Origin of the sequence: Butyricicoccus sp. AM27-36, from assembly GCF_003480945.1 — a bacterium.
In the GTDB taxonomy this organism is placed as follows: Bacteria; Bacillota; Clostridia; order Oscillospirales; family Butyricicoccaceae; genus Agathobaculum; species Agathobaculum butyriciproducens.
Genome location: NZ_QUJR01000011.1, coordinates 39,805 through 63,455, shown reverse-complemented (window position 1 = coordinate 63,455; position 23,651 = coordinate 39,805). Strand labels below are relative to the sequence as shown.

Below are 23,651 nucleotides of genomic sequence, written 5' to 3'. Positions count from 1 at the left end.
AGATGGGGTGATTTTATATGCCAAAAGGAGCAGTCATAGACTGCTCCTTTTTCATGCTATCCGGCGTATTTGGTTTTACTTTTGAACGATTTTCTCGCACCAGCGCTGCATGATTGCGGCGATCTCGGCACGAGTTGCGGTGCCGGTCGGGGCAAGAAGGTTGCCGCTCTTGCCATTCAGCACGCCTGCGCCGACAGCCCACTGCAATGCGGGAATTGCGTACTCGCTTGCCTGCAGGGCATCCGCGTAGCTGAGAATGTTGGTGTCCTCGCCTGCGCTTACGTCAATGCCCTTGCTCTGTGCGTAGCGGTACAGGATTGCTGCCGCTTGTTCACGGGTGACGGCTGCATTCGGTCGGAACGTGCCGTCCGCGTAGCCGGTTACTACCTTGTTTGCCGCTGCCCAGCCGACCGCCTTGGCGTACCATGCGTCCGCCTTAACGTCGGAGAAGCTTGTCGAAGCGCTCTGCGGCTTGCCCTCCAGATTGAACAGAATCTGCACAAGCATACCGCGTGTCAGATTGCTGTTCGGTGCAAAGGAAGTGCCGGAAACGCCGTTCATTATGCTGTGCGTCAGCACATAGTCGATGGATACATGATACCACTTACCGGTGTCAACGTCCTTAAACGGTGCCGACGGACAATCCTTGCCACCGTCACACGGCTTGGTTTCGCCGGACGCGGCAAACGCCACATTGACCTTGGAGGACGGCATCTTGAAGGCGTATTTGCCGCTGCCGAGGTCGGTCAGCGCAACGGACTTGCCGTTCGCGTCCGTAACGGTCAGCGTACCCTCGCCGGAAACGGTCAGCGTTACAGTGTCGCCTGCCGCCGCCTTAGTCTTATCCGCCTTGACGATGTTCACCAGCGCAGACGGGATAACGATATCATAAGTGGTCGGCGCAACGGTACCGCCGCCGCCACCTGCACCGCCGCCGCCACCGGTGCCACCGGTGCCACCGCCGCCGCCGGAGGTACCGCCGGTGCTCTTAAAGCTTGCGCTGACGGAAACCGCTGCCGCATCGACCTTGTAAGTGCCGCCCGGCTGCTTGGTCGCGCCGGAAACGGTCAGCTTATCGAGCGTGTAGCCGGTTGCCGGATCTGCGGCAATGGTGAGTATATCGCCTGCCGCCAGCTTTGCGCCGTCTGTCAGAACGGTGTCGCCCAGCTTGACCGTCAGTGTGCCGTTTTGCGGTGCGGTAATGGTCAGAGGAACCATCGAATAGATGTCGGCCTTAAACGTAATAGTGCTGACAACCTTTTCCATGCGGATGCTCCAACTGCCGTCTGTCTGCAATGCGCAGCGCGTTACCGTACCGCCTTGGAAATCCAGATTGCGGATCAGATATCCATCTGCGGGGCGCATTGCAAATTCGATCGTGCCGCCTTTGCGAATCTGACGTTCCGTGCCGTAATCATTGGGTGTTCTGGAACTCGTGCGGAAGGTATACTTTGCGTTGTCGGCAGGCAGATCAAACAGCGTTACATTTTCAAAATCCACCTGCACCTTGCTGTTTTCGGTCGGAGTGAGCGTGAAAGTGTTGGAGAGCTCATCTGCTGCCGTGCCGTTTACCGTCCACGCCTGAACCATCTTACCGGAATCCGGTGCGGCGGTCAGCGTCAGCGGAGCACCCTTGGGTACCTGAATGCCGCCGGAGGCGTCAATGGTCGTGCCATCCGCGCGTTTAACGGTCAGCTTGCCGCCGTCACCGCAGACAGTCGTAAGCGTCACCATCTGGCTGACGCCGAATGCTGCGTCAATGATGTGGTCCTTCGTCACGTTGTTCAGGTTGAGTGTCAGCGCGTTGCCTTCTGCTGTGCCATCCAGCGTCCAGCCGGTCAGATACGCACCGCTGCTCGGCTGTGCGGTGAGAACAACCGCCGCATGGTGCGGAACGGTCAGCATGCCGCCAGTAATAGCAACGTCTGCACCATTTACCTTGGCGGAAACCGCGCCACTGCCGCTGATATTGACGGTGACGGTGTGTGTCGGAATCGGCACAAAGCGGACGTAAACCGAGGTGTTGCCGGTCAGCGGGTCAATGACATAGGTTGTGCTCTCCTCCGTACCGATGGCAGTGGTGCCTGCCGCGTCTGCGTACCAGTTTTCGACCATATAGCCCGTATCGGGCACTGCCGTAAACGCAACGCGTGTACCGGATTTTGCCTTGCCGTCTGCGTCCGGACCGGAAACCGTCAGCGTGCCGTTATCCGCGCCGCTGGTCGGGATCACGCCGTAGGTTACGGTGTATTCCGCGTCCGCGATTTCGTAGCACGCAATGATTTCGGTGTCCTCGGTGACGGTCAGGGTGTAGGTCGTTGCATCGGTTTTGTGTATCGTGCCGTTTACCTTCCAGCCGATGAAGGTGTAGCCGCTTGCCGGTGCGGACGCGGTGAACGTGATTTCGGTATCGCCCTTGACCGTATCGCCGCTTGTCAGCGATTTATCATTCGTAATGCCGCCGCCGGTCTGCGCCGAGAAGGTCACTTCGTAGGATTTGCGCTCAAGCTTTACGCGGATATCCGCGCCTTGTGTTGCCGAAACGTCACAAGCGAGGCTGTTGCCGGTATACGGCTTGCCGTTTTGCTCGTAAGCGGCGCCGTTCAGCGTCCAGCCTGCGATTTTGTAGCCGTCACCCAGATTTTCGACCGTTACGGTCAGCTTGCCCTCGGCGGTGACGTTGTTGCCGCTGGCAATGGCATCGGGTTGACTCATGCCGGCACGCAGGAAGGCGGCGGACAGGCTTGCACCATGACCGGTGTCGCTGTCTTCGGCAATGCCGAAGGTAACAGCACTGCTGATCTCGGTGAACTGCACCTTGACCTCGTGTGCGGTATCGCTATCCGTGATGTTGAGCGTCGGCGCGCCTGCCTGCTCCTTGCCGTCCAGATACCATCTCTGCACCTTGTAGCCCTGATTGGGCTGTGCGGTGAACGTGATTTTCGAGCCGCTGAGGACATGATTGCCGCTTGTCAGCACGGTATTCGTGCCGTTGCGGGTCGCTACAGCGGAAAGCGTACCGTTTTCGCCGGAATTGTCGTCCTCCGGTGTGGTATCCACAACCGAGAAAGTGATTTTCGCGGTCGGGATTTTCTCAAACGCAACGGAAACAGTCACATCCTCGGTGATTCCGTCGGCGTTCGGTGTATAGGTGTACGTCTGGTTATCCGAGTTTACAACCGCCGAACCGGAAACATCGTTGCCGTTTACCGTCCAGCCTGCAACGCGATAGCCGCTCTCCGGCTGCGCGGTGAAGGTCAGCGCGTCCTTGCTGCCGCAGGGCAGATAGAAGCTGCTGCCGGTATGCGAGTCGCAGGTCAGCGTGCCGTTTTCACCTGCCGAAAGCGTGATTTTCGGCTGCTGACGGAAGGTTACGACCAGAGCGGCGTTGCCGTTCAGCGAGGGGATTTGATAGGTACCGCTTGCGGTCGGCGTAACGGTGTTGCCGTTCAGCTTCCAGCCGGCAATCTCATAGCCGGTGTTCGCCTGGGCGGTGAACTGAATGGTCGAGCCTTGAAGCTGGCTTTCGCCGCTCGTCAGCGCACCTGCGCCCAGCTTGACCGCCGATACCGTACCTGCCGCATTGGTGATTGCGGAGCCGTCCGCCATCTTGCCCTGAAAGGCTACGGTATAGCGGTTGAGTGCGGTGCATTTTACAACGAAGGTGGTGTCCTGGCGCAGATCATGCAGCGCCATGACGCGGTTATCGGTGCTGAGCGTGCCTGCTGTGTCAGGTGTTGCCGTCCACGAATCCACCAGCAGACCGTCCGGCGGCGTTACGGTGATGACCGGATTTTCACCGGTGTGTGCCGTATAGGTGAATACACCGTTCATGCCGGTCAGCTCGGTGCCGCCGACCGAGACTTTTGCGCCGGTCAGCGGATTGCCGTCATTGTCCACCGGCTTAATGGTCACAACCGGCTGGCTGTTTGCGACAAAATATACGGTTACTGTCACATTCTCGGTGAATTTATCGAATGTATAAGTGCTGCCGGTGTAATTGTGCGTGCCGTCTGCGGTTTTGAGCGTTTCGCCGTTGACCTCCCAGCGATCGACCGCATAGCCGTCCTTGGGCTGCGCCGACACGCGGATAGTCTGACTGTAATTGACGTTTCCGCCCGAGATAAACGCACTGCCGAGTGCACCGTCCGTCAGGTAGTTAGCAGAAACCGTACCCATGGTATCGTTATTCGATTGATAGGTAAACGCGCTGGCTCCGGCGGTAAATTCTACGGAAACATCGGTATCTGCGCCCAAATTGCCAATAGTATAGCTGATATTGTTGTAATATGTGCTGCCGCTGTCTACAACATAATCCGTGCCGACCTTCCAGCGGCTGACGGTGTAGCCTGCCTTGGGCTGTGCGGTGAACGTCACCTTGCTGCCTTTGGGCAGGCTGCTGCCGCTGGAAACCGGAAGCACTGCGCTCGCGGCATCCGCCTGATAGGTGATGGAAACCGTGCCGTTGGTATCGCCCTTGGCGTTTACGGTGTAGCTTTCGCCGGAAAGCGTGTAAACCGCGTTTTTCAGCAGGATATTGTACTTCTCCTGCAAGGATTGAATCTTTTGCGAATCCTTTAGCGCGATATAGATGGGGTATTTACCCGGAAGGGCTGCGGTGGTGCCTTCGGAGGTCAGCGTGTAGTCCGTACCCGCCGTTAGGGTGTCGTTGTCCCATGCCGCAAGACCGGAAAGCACTGCGGCGTCAGGCGTGCGGGTGTCGTTCAGCGCCTTGCTCGTATCGGCAGCGGACAGCGTGAGCGTGCCCTTGCTTACGATAATAACCTTGGAATCGGTAAGATTCTGACGGGTTGCGGTAATGCGGTAGTTCGTCACCAGTTTGGGCGTAAATACGTCGTTTTCGAGGGTATAGTCTGTGGCGGATACTGCCGAAACGTACTTGCCGCTTACCAGCTTTTCCACCGTATAGGTAGCTGCGACATTCTGCGAAGTGCCCTTTTGACTGGTCAGCGTTGCGGCGAGATTTGCGCTCTCGCCGTAGGTGACGTTCGCGGGTGCGGTCAGCGACAGCACCGAGCGGTCTGTCTTGTTCAGCACGAAATAGACATTCACAGACGCGGTGCTCGGCGCGTAGACGTCATCGCCGGAGTACATGGCGGTGATGGTTGCCGCGCCTTCGCCCTTGGGGGCAAATTTATCGAGAAGTGCGGTGAACTTGTCCTGGCTTTCGCTGACAGGTACGGTAAGGGTCTGTCCCTCAATGCCCGCACCGGAAATGATAAAGGTGACGGTGCCGGTCATGCCGGTCGGCTTGCTGCCGTTTTCCAATACCGAGGCGGCAAGTGCGTAGGTCAAACCGGTGATATTTTCGGTTGTCGTGTTCGTGCCGGTGGTTTCGGTCGCCTGATAAACTGGTGCCAGCGTGTTGACGTCCGTTCCGTCGACAAGAGTGCTCGCATAGCGCAGCGTAAACGGCAGGTAGGTCGTGCCGCTGTCCTTGGTGTACAGATATGCGATTTCGCCGTTTCCGTTCGCCTCGTAGAAGGTGTAGCCGGAATACGCGCTGTCGGTCGGCTGGAATTTGTGTACAGCGGTGTACGATACGCCATTATAGGGAATAGAGGTGCTGTCACTGACCGGATTGCCGAGCGCCAGCGTTTTCGTATCGGTTTTGCCGTCTGCGTCCGTTTCGGTGATGATCGCCTGTGGTCCTTCGGATTGAATATCCAAAGCGCTGCCGATTTTGTCGACGGAAAGCGCCGTGTCCTTATCCAGCAGACCATTGCTCAGCGTCGGCGGGGTACCGTTATAGGCGTAATACGCCGCACCGTTAAACCAGAAAAATTGGTTGCCGCCAGAGAGCAGGGAATAGGTCTTATCACCGCTCGTCAGCGTTACCGCCTTCTGACCGGTGACAGTGGTTCCCTCACTGGTCGTCAGCGTGCCGCCGGACAGCCAAACGGTGCCGTTCTTCGGTGTGATTTGAATGCTGGTCGGCACGCGAGAAACGTCCAGTGCTGCAGATTTGGTGTACAGCGAACGGTTTTTCACATACACGCGGCAGCGGTATGCATAGCCGTTCATCTCCTCTGCAGCGGTGATGGTGAGCGCCGGGCCGTTCGCGCCGGAAACACCGGTGCTGTTTTTCAGTTCGCGCCACTGCGACTTGCTGTCGGTCGTTTTCACCTGCCACTGATAGCTGACCGGCTTGGCGCCGCTGTCATCGGTGAAGGTCGCGGCGGCGGTGAAGGTCGCAGTTTTACCTGCGGCAGTCGAGGTGTCCTTCGGGTGGGTGGTGATCTCAAAATTCGCCGTACCGTTCAGCGTAGTAGCGTAGGCGATTGGGCTGTCGATACTGCTGCCCTTGGTTGGACTGACCGCGCGTACGCTGAACCGGTAATCGGTGTTGGCATCGAGGTCGGTCACCTGATATTGTGTTACCGTATAGGGGACTGTTGCGATCTTGTTGTATTCGCCATGCTGGTCAATCATGCTGATCTCGTAATATGCTGCGCCGCCGCTGGATTCCCATTCCAAATCCACCGTGCTGGTGCTGACCTCGGTAACGGTCAGATTCTGGGGCATTCTGGGTGGCTGCGTGACGTTTATGACCTCGTAGCCAACGATCCAGACCGGTGTTCCGCCAAGCTGTGCATTGTTGACGATCAGCTTCCAGTCGAAGCCGTACTGCGTTGCCTCAGCAGGCAGGGAATCGACCGTACCGGAGAACGCCGTTCCTTCCGCGCTGGACTTGCTCCAGCCGCCGCCTGCGCCGGTGCTGCCGGTCACGCCGACATAGCCCTTGTTGCCGAACAGTGCGCCGCCGCCGCCAACCTTGTAGTTCAGCTCCAGATTAAAGGCGTGGCTGTGTTCTTTGCCGGTCGTCTTGGTGATCTCCTGCGTGGTATCGGCAGTGGTGCTGCTTGCGCCCGTGTGCGCATAGGCACCGTTAAAGGTAAACTCGCGCGTACCGGCGGGTTGATTAGCATAGGTTTCCGGTTCACCGGGCGTGGAGTAAAGCAGATTGCCGGAAATCGGCTCCAGCCCCTTGGTTTCCGCGGCGATCTCGTCATAGCTTTCCACATCGAGCACCGCAACGGTTGGATCGAGCGCTGCGGGCAGGATGGTAGTGCTCCACTGCTTACTGTCCGGGTCGTACATCTCATAAATATAGTACTGATACGGTATGGTGTACACAACAGCCATATCGCCGCCGCCTGCCTGCGCGTTGTAGGTGACGGAGTGCTCGATTTCGGTCGATTCTGCGTAGTCATAGCTGTAGCTTGCGGACAGCTCAACCTCGTATTCGCCGCCGGCGAGCGCCTGTACCTCGAGCGAGTGATATACGCCGAGCGCCTGCGAAACGCTTGCGGTTTTGGTGTCGCCGGTGGATTTGCTTGTGCCGTAGGCGGTGCCGCCGTTGCCGATGTAGTCATACGTTTCGTTGAGGTCGGCAAAGTATGGCGTCGCCTGCAGGACTGCGTATACCTCGGGATTGGTGTATACCGTATAGTCGGCAACGTAGCGCATGGTGATCGAGTCGTTGCCGAAATCCGGCAGTGCCAGACTGACGAACGTGCCCGTATTGTCGTTGCGGCGGCTGGATTCCGCGATAACGCCCTCCTGCGTGCTGTAGAATATGTGGTTTTTGGTGCTGTCTGATGCGCCGCTCTTTGCGCCGGTCAGATATGCCGCACCGAGGTCCATCCAGTAGTAATCATCGCTGCCGTTGACCGGCTCCTTGCGGTGTACGCCGGCAACATAAACGAAGGATTCGCGCCATTTGTTTTTCTGATCTACCGCACTGTTGCCGGATGGGTTGCTATCCACTACGCCCGCCTGCACATCGCTGATCCAGACCTGTTCCTTGGTCTTGTTCTTGCCGTTGATGTTGACCTGCGAGGTGCACACGCTGACGGACGAAAGCTGGGTCGTGATACCGCCGGTGGTGTCAAAATCGTAGATTTCTCCGCCGAGCAGTACCTCATCGTTGCTGTTGTTTGCACCGATGCCCTCCATATCCGCGCAGCCGAGCGCGATAGGCGCATGGACCGGACGGTAATAGCCCTTATTCGGGTCATCAATGTAGCTTTCCGCGATTTTCTTGCCGCTGTCGCCGAGTTCCTGTGTGCGGTACTCGGACAGCTTGAATTTTTTCGACTGCGGATCGTAGTAGGCAAAGCGGTACGCAGCGGTTTTGTATGCGCCGGAGGTGTGGTCGGAGGTTTTGCCATTGCTCTGATAGCCCGCCGCGATGAGCACCGTACCGGTGATACCGGTATCCGGCAGGGAGAACGTGCCGAACGTGCAGTTTGCGGATACCATCGCCTGTTCGCCATTGGCAAGCGATACGGTATTCAGACCGCTGACCGGCGTGAGCTTGCCGGATTTCTCGGTGAATACGGTCAGGTGCGCCGCCGAGGCCACATTGCTGTTGTCGGTCGGTGCGGATGCGGTAACGGCAATTTCCTCCTTGCCGTCGCGGTCAAGGTCGCCGCCGGCGAGTGTGACCACCGGAATCTTCTCAATCTGCCACTGCCACTGCGTTGCCTGCTGATACGAGGATGATTTACCGGCATTGATTTTTAACTCGTTAATGCGTTTCATGGAAGTGGTGTTGAATACATCCACATAGGCGTAGCGCATGCCGTTTTCGTCTTTCCAGCGTCCGGCGTAGACGAACAGCTCGTCCTTACCGTCGCCGTTTACATCTGCTGCGGCAACGTCCATAATGGCGTCCATTTCCTGCACATAACGGCGGGTGAAGTACGCCATGCCGTCGCCATAGGTCATTTCTGCGGTAGCGGTCGGGGACAGCGTATCGGCAGAGGAGCGCTTGCCGTTATCGTTTACCTTAAACAGTGCGAGTTCGAATTTACCGTCGTACTTTTTGCTGCCGATGGTGGTTTTTTCGCCGCGACCGTAAGCACGAAGCTCGGCAACGTAATTATCCTTGCCGTCGCCCTTGTTGAACGCGGTGCTGGTGGCATAAATGCCGGAAAAGTCGTTATTGTTGTAATCGGTCAGGTTGCTGCTGTTCGAGCTGAGCTTGCTGGCGTAGGTGTTGCCGTATTTGCCCAAGCCGAGCCCGTAGCCGTTGACGGCATAGCGGATATACGCGCCGTCCAGATTGCCCTTGACATCGCTTCCGCCGATTGCGGAATCGCGGTTGTTGGTCTCCATGCGGTCGAAGCCGTCCCGGATGAGGTAGCGGTTCGCTTGCGAACCGCTCGCCGCAACATAGACCTCGCTGGCGGTGAACGCCTGCGAAACGTGCTCCTTGCTGTACGGCGCTGTCAGAGACGCGCCCTTGTCCTCGGCATTGAGCGACAGACCGAGCGCCGCATAGGTGCTGCTGTCGATCTCGCGCTCCGGTATATTGGCTGCCGCTGCCTTTGGCAATACGATCTGCGGCAGCATTGACAGCAGCAGCGCCGCTGTCAATGTCAAGCTGATCCCTCTTTTGTATTTCATTCTGTTATGCCTCCTTTATTGTATTCCGGCTGCTGCCGCAGCAGGCGGATGAGCTCCTGTGTGATTTGATTGGGTGGGACGGTATCGGGCGGTCCCACGGGATAGAAGTGTACGCCGAGTCGTCGTGCTTCTGTGGAAAACTCGGGTCGGCGGCACAGCCACAGTATGCGCTCTCCGGGCAGATGGCTGCACAGAAAATCGCACGCGGTCAGTCCCGCCGCGCCTTGATAACCGACTACCGCCAGCCGGATCGGTACGCCGTCCCGCAGGGCATAGGCAAGCCGAACGTCGCCGCGCCGGTCGGGTGCATCGGCAAAATACAGCACCGGACAGCCACACGCCTGTTCTGCTGCGTGGAATTGCTCGCGGTCGATGCCGCAGCAGGCAATATTCATGCAGATTCCCTCCTCATGGTGTTGATCGCGCTGCGCAGTGCCGCGGTTGAAGCATCGCGCAGCAGGAATGCCGTCACGCGATATCGGAATGCGAACACCGCGTATTCCATCTCATCTGCAATCCAGAGGATAGGCAGCAGCGGCGCCCGCTGCCGCAGCTCGCGTACCGCTGTCAGACCGTCCGGACCATCCAGTGCCACAACTGCCGCATCGTAGGCGGCGGTGCAGCCGGAGAGCGCGGAAAGCGCGTTGAATTCATCAACCGGCAAAGGCTCTTCGGGAATAGCAGCGCACAGCCGCGCCTCCCACAAGTCACCGTCCAGATATCGTGCCAGCAGTGCCAGATGCATATGTTCTCCTCCTCATCAGTACGCAAAATTTACTCACAAATCGCTCTTGTTCAATTATGCGGGATTGCCATAAAAAGCCGGACTCCGTATCGAGTCTGGCTGATTATAGTAAACTACGCTGTCCCGCCCGCGGCAAGCGATTTTACCGAACGGCTGCTTTTAGCGACCAAACGGTTGCTCGACCGCGTTGTTTTTGTGCTATAATGAAACTGGAATAGTTTATTCAGGAGGCGTTGTATGCTGCGTATCGCAATTATAGATGATCTGTCCGCCGACCGCGCGGTTCTGCGGGAGGCGCTCGAGCGGGAGCTTGCACCGCGCAGCGCTGCGTTCACCATCGAGGAGTTTGCCTCCGGCGAGGAATTTACCGCCGCGTTCGTGCCCAGACGGTATGACGCCGCATTTATTGATATTTACATGGGCGAGGTCAGCGGCATGGAGGTCGCGCGGCTGCTGTATCACCGCGACCCGGCTTGCCGGATCATTTTCCTTACCACCAGCCAGGAATTTATGTTGGAAAGCTATGCGGTGCGCGCCACCTACTATTTGGTTAAGCCCTTTGCCGAGGAGCGCCTGCGGCAGGCGTTGGATTTCTGCTTTCCTGCGCCCGATCCGTCCGATCTTTTGACTGTACCCACCAAAAGCGGCGTGCAGATGCTTTCCCGGCGGGAGATTGTGTGCATCGAGTCGATCGCACGGCGTGGCGTGGTGCGCCTGTGTGAGTACAGCATTGAGAGTGCAGCGACCTTTGCCGAACTGACCGCGCCGCTGGAGACGGACAACCGTTTTCTCGGCATCGGGCGCGGTATTTTAATCCAACTCGGGCATGTAGCCGCGCAGGAGGGCAGTGATTTTATTATGGATAACGGACTTCGTCTGCCGATTGCGCGGCGCTGCCGCAGCGAGGTGCTGCGCAGCTTTCAGGCGTTTGCCCTGCGGGAAATGGAGAGGGGATTATGAGAGCATATGCGAAGCTGATTTTACCGCTGCTGTGCGCGGCAGCGTGTACCGGCGCGGCATTGGCGGACGAACAGCCGGATCTGCCGGAGCACGGCGCGGAGCAGCCGCCTGCCGTTGTGGAAAATCAGCCTGCCGATACGGAAACCATCGAGGAAACGCCGGAAGTATCGGACGAAAATGAGGAAAACGGCGCGATTCAGCCGGCAGAACCCGATATGGACAGCGGCTTTTGGATCGAGCCCGAACCGGAACCCGAACCGCCCGAATCCACGCCCGAACCGGAACCGGAAACCATCGTGCTGACGCGCTTCGACACACAGGTAAATGTTGACGTAGCCGCGATTGCCTGCGGAGATGCGGACGCGCTGCACGCCTTTTTCCGTGATGCGAGAGACGGCTTGTGCGGCTATGATGCGGATGGCACACCCTATGACTTTTTCACCGGAGCGTGGGAGCTGTCGGCGGTCGATTGGAATACGCCCGGCGTGTATGATGCTGTGGCGCCGCTGCTTTTGGTCGATGGGGAGGACAGAGCGTGCTTTTCGCTTGCCGAGGGCGTGGAAGCGCCGATGATTCGCTGTCGCGTGAGCGTACAGCAGACCGGAAAGCCGGAGATCGGTGAGTTCATCACGGCACGCGGTCAGATGATTTTTCCGTGGGTGCTGACCGAGGAGCAAAAGGCGCAGCGCGACCGGTTCACGGTATGGCTTAAGCGGGAAAACGGTGCATGGGAGGCGCTGACGCGCGGGATTTCAGTCGGGACGGACGCGCTGAAACTTTATCCGCAGACCTGCGGACTGACATCGGGAACGACCTGTGCATTGCAGGTGGAATATCCCGGAGGGCAGACCGGCATTCTGACCTTTACATACGACGTCGCTCCGCTCAAGCACGGCTACAGTGCGGGCAGCCGCGACGGCGGCGGTGAGGATACCTATCTGCCGGATATTATTCAGCCATCGCCCGGCGGCTCACATTCGGGCGGCTCGCATCATCGACCGAGTACCTCCGAACCGGCAGCGGACGAGCCGGAAACGCCGTCCGAAGATGCCGCTCAAGTACCCGAGCCTGACCTGCCCGCAGACGATGAATCGGAGACGCCCGCAGCACCGGAGAAGCCGGAAACGGCAGTCCCCACCGTTTCTTTCATTGCTGCGCCGTCAAGGCTTGAGAACGAGGCAACGATACCGATGCCGCCGGTGCTGCGCGGTCAGACCGAGAGCCGACAGCCGGTGCAGCGGCAACCCGCTGGCGCGCCGTCCGGCGAAGTCAAGCAGTCGGTTGCGGCGGAGCCGGCCGCGACTGTCCTTGAGCAGGACACCGCAGACGGTGCGGTGCTTTCCGGTACGCGCCTGCTGGCGCTGATCGAGCTGGACGAGCCGTTGACGCTGAATAAAAACGGTATTGCCTTTTCGCTTCCGGTCGATACGCTGCGGGCGCTGGAGCTGACCGATGCGGATACTCTTGCGGTTACGCTCACTCGATCGGCAGAGGGCAGGGCACAGGCAGAACTGCGGCTGAACGGAGAGAAGATCGACCTGCCGGACGGTATGACGCTGACGACCGATGAGGCAGAAGCACCTGCCGAACCGGAACAGAAGCTGCCGTTTGCGGCTGCAGGCGCGGCCGTGCTGGCGGCAGTTTTCGGTCTGATGTGGTGGAGGAAACACCTGTGAGCCGGTTCTTTCGCCGTTTGCTGACGGCTTTGCTGGTATTTACGGCGGCATCTGCGTTCTGCCTGCTGTTGTACCACTATGACAACAAATATACGCAGTCTGCGCCGCAGGCAATCGCCGGAACGCTGTTCGTTTCTGAGGACGATTTGGAGGCGTATCCGGTGCGCAGCCTGTGGAACGGCTGGAATTTCTATCCCGATGTGCTGCTTTCCCCGAAAACCTGCGAAAACCGCGATAAAAGCACCGTTCGTTCCGTGCAGATTGGCGCATACAGCAATTTTGCTTTCGGCAGAACGGAACGGACGCCGCATGGCTGCGGCACCTATATGCTGACGCTGCTGCTGCCCGAAGCGCCGCGGCGGTATTTGATCGAGCTGCCCGAGATCTTTTCCGCTTACCGGTTTTATATTGATGACGAACTGGTGCTCTCCGCGGGCGAGACGAACGCCGAGCAGTACCGCTCAGGGCTGCAAAACCGTGCGGTCAGCTTTGAGGGCAGCGGCACGGTGCGCCTGCTGCTGGCGGTGCGAGATGAAAGCTGGATATACAGCGGTATGACCTATCCGCCGGCGTTCGGCACAGCGCTGGGCGTGAATACCCAGCGTGCGGTGCGCGTGTGCATCTCCGCCGCTATGCTGACACTTATGCTGCTGTTTGCGTCCTTTGCACTGTGGCTGTGTCTCGGCTCCATGCGGTGCCCGCCCAATTCACGGCTGTTTCTGCTGCTGAGTCTGAGCGCGGCAGTGCTGCTGTCCGGTCCAGTCGTTCATGCGCTGAAGGCGCTGCCGGTGCAGCCTTGGTACACCATCGAGCTGGTCAGCGGCTACCTGACCACGCTGCTAATCGTTCTGCTGCATGGACGTATTTGTGCGCTGCCGAATGCCGTGCGCAAGGCGGCGGTTCTGGTCTGCGCCGGCATATGTGGTGCGGCGCTGCTGTGCGGTGCGTGTGCCGCGCACCTGTCCGAATGGAGTATCCGCGCATTTTCCAATCTGACGGTGCTGTTTCGGCTGGCGGTGACAGTCTATCTGCTCGGCTCGTCCCTCTATGCGGCGCGCCGACGGGAATGGCACGCCGGAGCGCTGTTCTGCGCGGATATTTTCTACGGCACGCTGTTTTTGTGGGACTGCCTGCTGCCTGCCTACGAGCCGATTCTCGGCAAATGGTTTTATGAATGGGGCTGCCTGCTGCTGGTGTGCGTGCTGGGCGCGGTGTTCTGGCAGGATATCGCACAGGGCTACCGACGCAGCCTGACCTTTACGGAGGAGCAGCGGCAGATGGCGCGGCAGCTTGCCATGCAGAAGGCGCATTTTGCGCAGATTTCGGAGAAGATTGAGGAAAGCCGCCGCCAGCGGCACGATTTCCGACAGCATCTGCGCACGATTGCGGGTATGGCGGGCGATTCGGAGGCGCAGCTCGCGTATATCAGCCGCATTACTGCGCTGTCCGAAGCGACCCGACCGGAAAGCTACTGCCACGATCCGGCGGTGGATGCGATGCTGTACTATTATGTCAGCTCTGCGCGGCGCACAGGAATTCGGGTGTCGGTTCGCGCCGAGCTGTCCGAGGATACTGCTGCGTTCAGCGTGCAGTTCTGCACCATACTGGGAAATCTGCTGGAAAATGCGCTGGAGGCGTGCTGGAGACTGCCCGAAAGCACGGAAAAGTCCATCTGCCTGCACATGAAGCAGCAGTTTCGGCGGCTGTATGTGGTGCTCGAAAACAGCTATGACGGCGAGGTGCACCGGCGCGGCGGTGCGTTCCTTTCGCGCAAGCATACGGGCAGCGGAATCGGAACCGCCTCGGTGCGCGAACTGACTCGCCGTCTTGGCGGAACGGTGGAGTTCGAGCCGCAGGAAAGCATATTCCGCGTGGTGCTCATCCTGCCGGAACGTGCGGATGAAGAAGAATAACGAGGAAAATACCTGCTTGGACGTAGCCCCATGTCCTATTTGTGAAACAGAACAAGAACCCGATACCGTGCTTTACACCGTATCGGGTTCTTGTCATCTTCGTTATTCGCTGCGGCTCTCGGACTTACTCCTCGTTTTTCGGCTTTTTCTTCTTCGAGGCAGTCTGCGTGCGCAGATATTGATATGCCCACTGGCTGAAATACGGCGTTGCATTGAACAGATAGGTCGGGTTCAAATACGCGTCTACCAGTTCTTCAATGGTGCCCGGCCGATAGCCGTACATTCCCTGTTCCATACGCAGGCTGTACCCATCGTGCTTCGCCTCCAGACGCATGAACTTCTTTGTGTCTCGGTTTACTTTAGCAAGGCGGTTCAAATAGTCTTTCGCCTTGTCGAACTGGTTCTGCTTGTAGTACAGAATGGCCAGCGGAAGCAGCATCTGCGTTTCCTCATATCCGCCGTACTTTTTGTGCAGCGCCAGCGCGTGCATTTCGTCCTCGGTATAGGCGTACAGGTGCATCAGCTGATAACGAACGCCGAGGCTATCACCCTCGGACAGCTTCAGAAGGCGTTCTCCCTCGTTGATTGCGCAGCGCATCATGCCGCACTCGATCAATGTTTGAAAATAGGTATAGCAGACCCGCATATACGGTCTGGTTTCTATAGCTCGCCAGCTCCAGATAATCGGATGCGTCTTCCGGCTCGGTCTGTTTCGGCTGCAACTGGCTGTTGTGCTGCGACATAAAGGCCATCGCCAGACGATGCATGCTGTCCTCATCGGTGATTTCGTCCTCATGCTCGCGCAGGAACTGCTGAAGCTCTCTTATCGTCTTTTCTGTATCTCTGCTGCTCATAAGCTGCACCTCATCTTTTCATTTTGCCGTTGGGTTCACTGTTTCTGCATCGAAACGGTGAAAACAGGTTATCCGCATATGGCTCTCCACACTGCCGTGATGTATAAGCTCTGCTCAGATGAGCGGTTTCTCACTCCGATGGAAATCTTCACTATAATTGAACAAGAGCGCTTTAATTGTGCGGTGTTTCCCAAGGTCTCTGCACAGGAAATGCACTGTGCAGGGACCTGCTGCTCTGCGTACATTTGAATCGGTGTACACAAAAGATATTGTCAATCTGCACAATTTGAAATACAGTGTTTTAAGCAAAGTGCCGTATTTGTAAAAAAACTAAAAATTATCACCCCTAATGTGAAGATTGTGTGTTTTCTAATTTCGGCGGCTTTGATAAAATTATCACAAAGAAATGACACATGAGGAGGGAAGAGCAGCATGGAGTATGTACTGGAAATGAAAGATATCAGCAAGTCTTTCCCGGGCGTAAAGGCGCTTGATCATGTGCAGCTTCAAGTGAAGCCGGGCGAGGTTCACGCGCTGATGGGCGAGAACGGTGCCGGTAAATCCACCCTGATGAAAATTCTGATGGGCATTTACACCAAGGACGAGGGCGGCGAGATCATCTTCAACGGTGAGCCATACCATGTGAACAACCCGAAAGAGGCCATGGACCACGGTGTTGCGATGATCCATCAGGAGCTCAATCCAATTCTGGATATGTCCGTGTATGAAAACATCTTCGTCGGCCGTGAACTCCGCAAAAACGGTCTGGTCGATGCAAAGGCCGAGATCGCAGAGGCCGAAAAGCTTATCAAGGAATGCGGCCTGCACGTTTCCCCGAAAGAAAAGCTGCGCAACCTCACCGTTGCACAGTGCCAACTGATCGAGATCATCAAGGCAATTTCCATCAACGCCAAGGTCATTGTCATGGATGAGCCGACCGCCGCTATCACCGATCGTGAGGTCGAGCTGCTGTTCGAGCATATCCGCAGCCTGACGGCAAAGGGCGTTGCGATTATCTACATTTCGCACCGCATGGACGAGATCTTCTCCATCTGCGACCGCGTCAGCGTTTACCGCGATGGTCAGTACATCGGCTCGGGCGATACTAAGGATTTGGACGAGTCGCAGCTCATCAAGATGATGGTTGGCCGCGAAATCACCGATGTATTCCCCAAGCTGGATGCGGAGATCGGCGATGTGATCTTTGAGGCAAAGAACATCGTTCGCGCCGACAACAAGGTAAAGGACGTCAGCCTTTCGGTTCGCCGCGGCGAGATTCTCGGCATCGGCGGTCTGGTAGGCGCAGGTCGAAGCGAACTGGTGGAAGGCATCTTCGGTATGCACGAGCTGTCGCAGGGTGAGATTTTTGTCAAGGGCAAAAAAATCAAGGTCCACTCTCCGAAGGATATCATCAAGGAGGGCGTGGCCCTTATTACCGAGGACCGTAAGGTCACCGGTTTGAACCTCAGCGGTTCGGTAAACGACAATATCGCCATGGTAGCGATCAAGAAGCTGCTCAGCCATGGCCTTTATAACAAGGGCAAGGCACGCGCCGCTTCCATGGAGTACATCAAAAAGCTGAATATCAAAACTCCTTCCGGCGACCAGATCGCGGGCAACCTGTCCGGCGGCAACCAGCAGAAGATTGTTATCGCCAAGTGGCTGCTGAACGATCCGGACGTCATCATTCTCGATGAGCCGACCCGAGGCATTGACGTCGGCGCTAAGCGCGATATTTATCTGCTGCTCGGCAAGCTGGTGCAGCAGGGCAAGGCGGTTATCATGATTTCGTCCGAGATCCCCGAACTGATGGGCGTCTGCGACCGCATCATGGTAATGTGCGAAGGCAATCTCTCCGGCGAGGTGAAGCGCAACGAGTTCTCGCAGGAACGCATCATGACGCTGGCATCCGCGCTTGAAGTATAAAGGAAGGGGAACAACATGAAACAGAAAAATCTTAAAGGACTGATCAGTGAATACTTCATCTTCCTGATCTTTATCGTACTGGTCGTTGCGCTGACCATTCTGAAGCCCAGCTTCATCAGCCCGAACAACCTCGTCAACATCCTGAAGCAGGCTTCCATCAACGGCATTCTGGCGTTCGGCATGATGTTCGTCATTATTGCGGGCGGATTTGATATGTCGGTCGGCTCCACCGTCGCATTCACCGGCATTCTGGCCGCGCTGCTCGGCAAGGGCGACCTGCCGCTGATCGTGCCGCTCGTTGTTGCGATGCTGGCCGGTCTGGCTGTCGGCATGGTAAACGGTATCGGCGTTGCCATCGGCGACCTGCCGCCGTTCATCATGACGCTCGGCTCGATGACGGCTGTGCGTGGTCTGGCGCTGCTGACCTCCAACGGCAAGCCGATCACCGGCATCAGCAAGGGCTACAAGGCGGTCGCTGCATCTTCTATCGCAGGCATTCCGATGCTGTCCATCTTTCTTGTAATCGTTATCATCATCTGTGCATTTGTTTTATCTAAAACGGTTTACGGACGACGTGTTTACGCTTGCGGCGGCAATCTGCAGGCAGCCCGCGTTTCCGGCATCAACACCACTGCCATCCGCATCTCCACATTTGCTATTGCAGGCCTGCTGGCTGGTCTGTGCGGCTTCCTGATGACCTCCCGCGTTACCATCGGTCAGCCGACCGCAGCCGAGAGCTACGAGATGGACGCCATCACCGCGTGCGTAGTCGGCGGTGTATCCATGACCGGCGGCGTAGGCAAGCCGTGGGGCGTTGTCATCGGCTGTCTGCTGATCACAGTTATCGCAAACGGTCTGGATATTATGGGCGTATCGTCCCACTGGCAGAAGATCGTCAAGGGCGTTATCATCGTGGTAGCCGTTCTGATCGACGTAAAGGGCAAGACCAAGAAAAACTGATTTCCATTGTTGACTGTGAGGACCGCAGGAGCGTGCGAACGCTCCTCTCTCCTCCTATCATAACCACAACTTCTCTAAGGAGGAAAAAGAAAATGAAAAAGAGACTTCTCGCTATGCTGCTTACCGGTGCCATGACTCTGAGTCTGGCTGCCTGCGGTGGTACTTCCACCGGTTCTGATGCAGGAACCGATTCCGGTGCTGATTCCGGCAGCGATTCCTACAAGATCGCCCTCATCCAGCAGCACCAGACCAACGCATTCCAGATTGCCGTATCCGAGGCTGCTGAGGCCAAGGCTGACGAGCTGGGCGTTGACCTGACCATTCTGAGTGCCGATCAGGACGCCGCTACCCAGATCAGCCAGATTGAGCAGTGCGTATCCGAGGGCTATGATGCCATCCTGTTCGAGCCTGTTGATCCGGACGGCCTTGCTGATGCTGCAAAGTCCGCAGCTGATTCCGGCGTTGTTATGATCAACATCATCTCTGCCTGCACCGACTGGCAGAACAACGGCATCTCCGCTGTTTCCTACGGCAACAACGTAAAGGCCGGCGAAACCGAGATGGAGCAGGTTGCAAAGCTCCTCAACGGCAAGGGCAACATCGCTATCCTGACCGGCCCGTCCGGCGATGCAGGCGGTCTGCAGCGCATGGAAGGCTATGAGAACATTCTGAAGAACTACCCCGAGATCAAGCAGGTCGTTGCTCCGGCTGACTGCCAGTGGGATACCGCAAGCGCACAGTCCACTGTTGAGAGCTGGCTGTCCGCTTACGATCTGGATGCTATCGTTTGTGAGAACGACGGCATGGCAGTAGGCGCCGGCAACGCGGCAGGTGCAAACTCCGGCATCGTTATCACAGGCGTTGACGGCACGCCGGACGGCTTTGAGGCTATTCAGGACGGCCGCATCACCGGTACCGTTTCTCAGAACGGCGGCGCTATGGCTGCAAACGGCATCGAGGCTGCTGTTAAGCTGCTCAAGGGTGAAACCCTCGACACCACCGAGATCGTAACCGACAACACCTGGATCGACTCCAGCAACGTTAAGGATTACGAGTAATTTCTTGAAAATACTTTGCAAATCCTTGCAAACAGTGTTATTATGAATAAGAAAAAGGGAAAACGGTTACGTTTTCCCTTTTTCCTATCAACAAGCAAAATCTGTTTTCCTAAAATTACCTTCAAAGGGGAATATGTATGTTAAGGGTCGTACTGGCAGATGATGAAAAAAAGGTCCTGCTGCTGATGCGCAAGCTGATTGACTGGGAAGGTCTTGGCTTTGAGATTGTCGGCATGGCGAGCGACGGTATAAGCGCACTCGATCAAGTGCGCGAAAAGAAGCCGCACTTGCTGGTGACCGATATCCGCATGCCCGGCTGCGACGGCATTGACCTCATTCGGCAGGCAAAGCAGATTCAGCCGGGACTGCATTTTATCATCGTCAGCGGCTACCGCCAGTTTGAATATGCGCAGAATGCGCTCAAATACGGCGTAGAAGGCTATCTGCTTAAGCCGCTCAAGCAGGAGGAAATGGTCGATCTGCTGATCAGCCTCAAGGAGAAGATGGGCGAGGAAGCAGCGATAGAGTACCGCTTGAAAAAGAGCAGCGAGCGCGAGCAGGAGCGCATCATCGACACCCTGATGACTGAGGTGCGCGGCGGTGTACGCACCTCGAGCACCGTGCGCTCGTTTGATCTGGAGCGCGGTCTGTCCGAAGGCGGCAGCTACTTTGCGGCTGTTATCAAGCCGAATATTCCGTCCGCGGCAGAAAATCAGGACGGCTTCCGTGCCATGCAGAAGCACGCGCTCGAGATCGTCCGGCAGGAGCTGGGACAGATGGACTGCGGCTTTGTGGCATCGGCACGCCGCGAGGGTATCGTGGCGGCCGTGTATACGCCGGAGTATCAGCCGGTCGAGGTCAAGCGGTGCTTCACCAAGATACGCAAGGAGATCGAAAAGCAGCGCGACCTGTTCTGGGGCATTCGCGCCGCCGTCTGCCTTGGCAGCCGGCAGAGCACCGCAGAAAAGCTGTCCGTTTCGCTGAAGGAGGCGCTTTGGCTGTGCATCGACGGTTTGTGCCACACACCAAACTGGCGGGACGCCGAAGCCGAAACACCGGATTTTTCCCTGCATTATACGCTGGACGGCGCGCAGAAGCGTCGCTTTCAGGAGGCTGCCGCATGTCTGAACACCGAGCAGTACGCCGAGGAGCTGGAGGACAGCTACCGCGCAGTTATGTCTATGCAGCCGCTCTGGGGACAAATGTTGGAGGACTGGTTCCGGCAGATACTAACTGCGGTGCGCTACGGCTTGCAGCAGGACGGCAGCGCCGATGAGCAGTTCTATCAGCGCATGGAGGACGGACTGTGGCAGTGTACCAACGCACAGGAGCTGCTTCGGCTGCTGCAGGACGGCGTCAGCGGTGAGCTGAACCGCCTGCGCCGGGAGCGCTCTCAGCGCGAAGCACGTCCCATTACGGACGCAAAGCACTTTATCCAGCAGCATTATCAGGAATCTCTGCGGCTCGAGGACGTCAGCAATGCGGTCGGCTTCAACGCGACCTACTTTTCCGCCATGTTCAAAAAGGAGACCGGACAGAATTTCATGGATTATCTGACCGAGCTGCGCATGAATAAGGCGAAGGAATTGCTGTGCGGCGATGAATGCTCGGTGCAGGACGTTGCCGAACAGGTTGGCTACCGTGACCTGAAATATTTCTCCCGCCTGTTCAAGAAAACCACCGGAATCAGTCCGTCGGACTATAAAAAGCTGTACAGGTAGGTGAAGGGCATGTGGCTGAAAACACAATGGAAGCTGCGCCGGGCGCTGCGCCGCTATCGGCGGGACGGCAATCTGGATGCGGTGCTGCACGAGGATTGGAGCCGCTGCCGCGATATTTTTGCCTTTTTCCACGAGATCGAGGATCGTCTGCACGGCGAGGAGATCACCCGCCTGCGGCAGAAGCAGGCGGAGTATCTGGCGCTGCAAAACCAGATCAATCCGCATTTTCTGTACAATGCGCTTGAGGCGATCCGTTCAGATGCGCTCTTGGCGGATTGCGAGGACATCGCGGAGACGACCGAGGCACTGGCGACTTTTTTTCGCTACACCATCTCCAATGTGCAGGAATATGTCACCTTTTCGGACGAGTTGGACAACGCCGAGAACTATTTCACCATCCAGCGCTGCCGATTCGGTGACAAGCTGGATATGGAACTGGAAATGGAAAACGAGGACTTGCTCGAGGCGCGTATGCCCAAGCTGATCCTGCAGCCGCTGGTGGAAAACGCCGTCGTGCATGGTCTGGAGGGCAAAATAGGGCAGGGAACCGTACATATTTCGGTGGAAAACAGCGAAAACACGCTGTTCCTGCGCGTCAAGGACGACGGAATCGGTATTTCCGAGGAGCAGGTGGAGCAGCTGAACGAGGAGTTTGCCCATGGCAGCGCGAACGCCGTCAGCCGCAAACGCGGCGGCATTGCGCTGCGCAATGTCAACAGCCGTATACGGCTGATGTTCGGAGAAAATTACGGTCTGCGGATATTCAGCGCGAAGGGAATCGGTACCGAATGCTGCGTTACACTGCCGCTGCTGCTGCAGGAGGAGTGACATGAAGGAAGAACTGATACGCATTGAGCATGGTGTATTTCGCAGCGATACCGGCGAATACCGGTTTGATATCTCGGTTTCCTGTGGCGAGTGCATCGGCGTATATGTGGATGAGTATTTGACCTCCGGTACTGCATATCTGGATCTTTTCAAGGGACGCCTTGCACTGACGGACGGACGCGCCTTCTGCTGCGGCAGCAAGACAGGCGCCGCAGTGATCGAGCACTGGATCCGGCAGAACACCATGCTGGTGGACAAATCCCGCTTTGCGGGCAGGGAGTTGACCATGCGCGATTTTGTGCTGGCGCTTGGCAGAACGACCTCGTACCGGCAGAAGAACCGCAGTGCGGCACGGCTGAAATCGCTTGCCGCGACCGATATGCTGCGGCAGCTTGGGCTGGAGCATTCGTGGGAGACGCGCCTTGCCGACCTTTCGGTGCTGGATTATTACCGACTTTCGGTGTTCCGCGCATGGTTCACCGGCTGTCGGCTGCTCGTCCTCGATCGGCTGACAGAGGCACTGCGCCGGCAGGATCAGGACCGGCTGATGCAGTGCGTACAGCTTCTGCTCGGGCATGGCATGGCGGTGCTCCTTTTCGATATGGATGAGATGTTCATGTTCCGCTATGCCGGCCGCATTGATGTGATTAAGGAGCGCCGCACCTTTTTCCGGCTGTATCCCGAGGAATACGGCCCGCGCCTGTTTGAGCTGCTCGGTTGGGAGCGTGCCAGCCGTCCGGCATGGATGGAGCGCACAGCGCCCGCAAAGGGCAAGACGGTGCTTTCCGTATTTGAACTGTCCCTGCCGCCACTGCCGCCGCTGTCCTTCGAGGTATGCGCCGGCGAGATCGCCTTTCTGCACGATGAGAATTACAGCACCGGACGCCGTCTGCACGACTGCTTTCTGGGGAATCAGGGCTGGCAGAACGGCATTTTCCGGCTGGACGGCAGAATTTACGACCACAGCGAGCTGAACCGTATCATCGGCACCGAGATCGGCATCCAGATTGAGCAGCCCGACCGACCGGGCGGCGTGCTGTTTGACAACATGACCGCGCTCGACAATCTGTGCACCTGTCTGATTCCTAAGGCAGACAAGCGGCTGATCCGCAAAAAGCTCGTCTCCAGTATTCTGGAGGAGGCGACTCGCTGGTTCCCGCGCGAAATGCTGCTGCGTCCGCTCAGCGCATGGTCACTGCCCGATCGTCTGCGGTTTTCGTATTATCGGTGGTATCTGCTCAATCCCAAGCTGCTGATCTGCTTTTTCCCGTTCGCGGGACAGGAATCGGCGCATCACAAGATGATCATTGATATGCTGGTGCTGTGCGCGCGGCGCGGCATGGCGGTCTGGATCATCTCCTCCGGCATTGACGCCATCTGCGAAAAAACCGATAACGAAGAGTTTCTGCGCCGTCTGCGCTACATCAAGGAATGATGTGTGCAGGCGGCGTTTTTCTTATCCAATCTGCACGACAACCGACCTCCGACCTTGTGGGAATTCCACATTGTGACAATCTTCGGAAACCGATATAATAGAACTGTAAAAGCATAGGAAACAAAGCGGCATTCGATCAG

14 protein-coding genes are annotated in these 23,651 nt (G+C 57.3%); 9 read left to right on the top strand and 5 right to left on the bottom strand.

Annotation, left to right across the window (positions count from 1 at the left end):
* Window positions 1–75 precede the first annotated feature (75 nt).
* The 3 genes from DW724_RS13500 to DW724_RS13490 are packed head-to-tail and all read right to left on the bottom strand — an operon-like array spanning window position 76 to window position 10,180.
* On the bottom strand, window positions 76–9,435 hold the full coding sequence (locus DW724_RS13500; protein WP_118761831.1) for an InlB B-repeat-containing protein: 9,360 nt from the start codon (window positions 9,433–9,435) through the stop codon (window positions 76–78).
* The gene (locus DW724_RS13495; protein ID WP_118761830.1) at window positions 9,432–9,830 is read right to left on the bottom strand and encodes a hypothetical protein; all 399 of its coding nucleotides are present in this window, start codon (window positions 9,828–9,830) and stop codon (window positions 9,432–9,434) included. Before DW724_RS13495 ends, DW724_RS13500 begins: the two co-directional genes overlap by 4 nt.
* Complete coding sequence (locus tag DW724_RS13490) at window positions 9,827–10,180, bottom strand: response regulator transcription factor (protein ID WP_118761829.1); 354 nt, start codon at window positions 10,178–10,180, stop codon at window positions 9,827–9,829. The genes DW724_RS13495 and DW724_RS13490 overlap by 4 nt, the downstream gene beginning before the upstream one ends.
* 237 nt (window positions 10,181–10,417) lie before the next feature.
* On the opposite strand from DW724_RS13490, the gene DW724_RS13485 reads away from it, so the two are divergent.
* Genes DW724_RS13485 through DW724_RS13475 form a run of 3 tightly spaced genes read left to right on the top strand, consistent with a single transcriptional unit; the run spans window position 10,418 to window position 14,729 of the window.
* Window positions 10,418–11,140 (top strand): LytR/AlgR family response regulator transcription factor, encoded by a 723-nt coding sequence (locus DW724_RS13485; protein WP_118761828.1) that lies wholly within the window; start codon window positions 10,418–10,420, stop codon window positions 11,138–11,140.
* Window positions 11,137–12,816 (top strand): hypothetical protein, encoded by a 1,680-nt coding sequence (locus DW724_RS13480; RefSeq protein WP_118761827.1) that lies wholly within the window; start codon window positions 11,137–11,139, stop codon window positions 12,814–12,816. Before DW724_RS13485 ends, DW724_RS13480 begins: the two co-directional genes overlap by 4 nt.
* Window positions 12,813–14,729 carry a sensor histidine kinase gene (locus DW724_RS13475; RefSeq protein ID WP_118761826.1) on the top strand — a complete coding sequence of 639 codons (1,917 nt, stop codon included), beginning with the start codon at window positions 12,813–12,815 and terminating at the stop codon, window positions 14,727–14,729. Before DW724_RS13480 ends, DW724_RS13475 begins: the two co-directional genes overlap by 4 nt.
* Window positions 14,730–14,853: 124 nt before the next feature.
* Here DW724_RS13475 and DW724_RS13470 read toward each other — a convergent pair whose 3' ends face one another.
* Entirely contained in the window at window positions 14,854–15,330 is a 477-nt protein-coding gene (locus DW724_RS13470) for a tetratricopeptide repeat protein (protein WP_147358672.1), read from the bottom strand.
* The gene (locus DW724_RS15480; protein ID WP_147358671.1) at window positions 15,275–15,583 is read right to left on the bottom strand and encodes a hypothetical protein; all 309 of its coding nucleotides are present in this window, start codon (window positions 15,581–15,583) and stop codon (window positions 15,275–15,277) included. Before DW724_RS15480 ends, DW724_RS13470 begins: the two co-directional genes overlap by 56 nt.
* A gap of 432 nt (window positions 15,584–16,015) precedes the next feature.
* Between DW724_RS15480 and DW724_RS13460 the strand changes: the two genes are divergently transcribed.
* The 6 genes from DW724_RS13460 (at window position 16,016) to DW724_RS13435 (ending at window position 23,511) form a co-directional block, all read left to right on the top strand.
* Complete coding sequence (locus DW724_RS13460; RefSeq protein WP_118761823.1) at window positions 16,016–17,509, top strand: sugar ABC transporter ATP-binding protein; 1,494 nt, start codon at window positions 16,016–16,018, stop codon at window positions 17,507–17,509.
* 15 nt (window positions 17,510–17,524) lie between these two features.
* Window positions 17,525–18,469, top strand: coding sequence for an ABC transporter permease (locus tag DW724_RS13455; RefSeq protein WP_118360888.1), 945 nt, complete (start codon window positions 17,525–17,527; stop codon window positions 18,467–18,469).
* Window positions 18,470–18,561: 92 nt separating this feature from the next.
* Window positions 18,562–19,527: a sugar ABC transporter substrate-binding protein gene (locus tag DW724_RS13450; RefSeq protein ID WP_118761822.1), complete on the top strand. Its 966-nt coding sequence runs from the start codon at window positions 18,562–18,564 to the stop codon at window positions 19,525–19,527.
* A gap of 137 nt (window positions 19,528–19,664) precedes the next feature.
* Window positions 19,665–21,248: a response regulator transcription factor gene (locus DW724_RS13445; RefSeq protein WP_118761821.1), complete on the top strand. Its 1,584-nt coding sequence runs from the start codon at window positions 19,665–19,667 to the stop codon at window positions 21,246–21,248.
* A gap of 9 nt (window positions 21,249–21,257) precedes the next feature.
* Entirely contained in the window at window positions 21,258–22,076 is an 819-nt protein-coding gene (locus DW724_RS13440; protein WP_118481024.1) for a sensor histidine kinase, read from the top strand.
* Between the two features lies 1 nt (window position 22,077).
* Complete coding sequence (locus tag DW724_RS13435; protein ID WP_118761820.1) at window positions 22,078–23,511, top strand: hypothetical protein; 1,434 nt, start codon at window positions 22,078–22,080, stop codon at window positions 23,509–23,511.
* Window positions 23,512–23,651 lie beyond the last annotated feature (140 nt).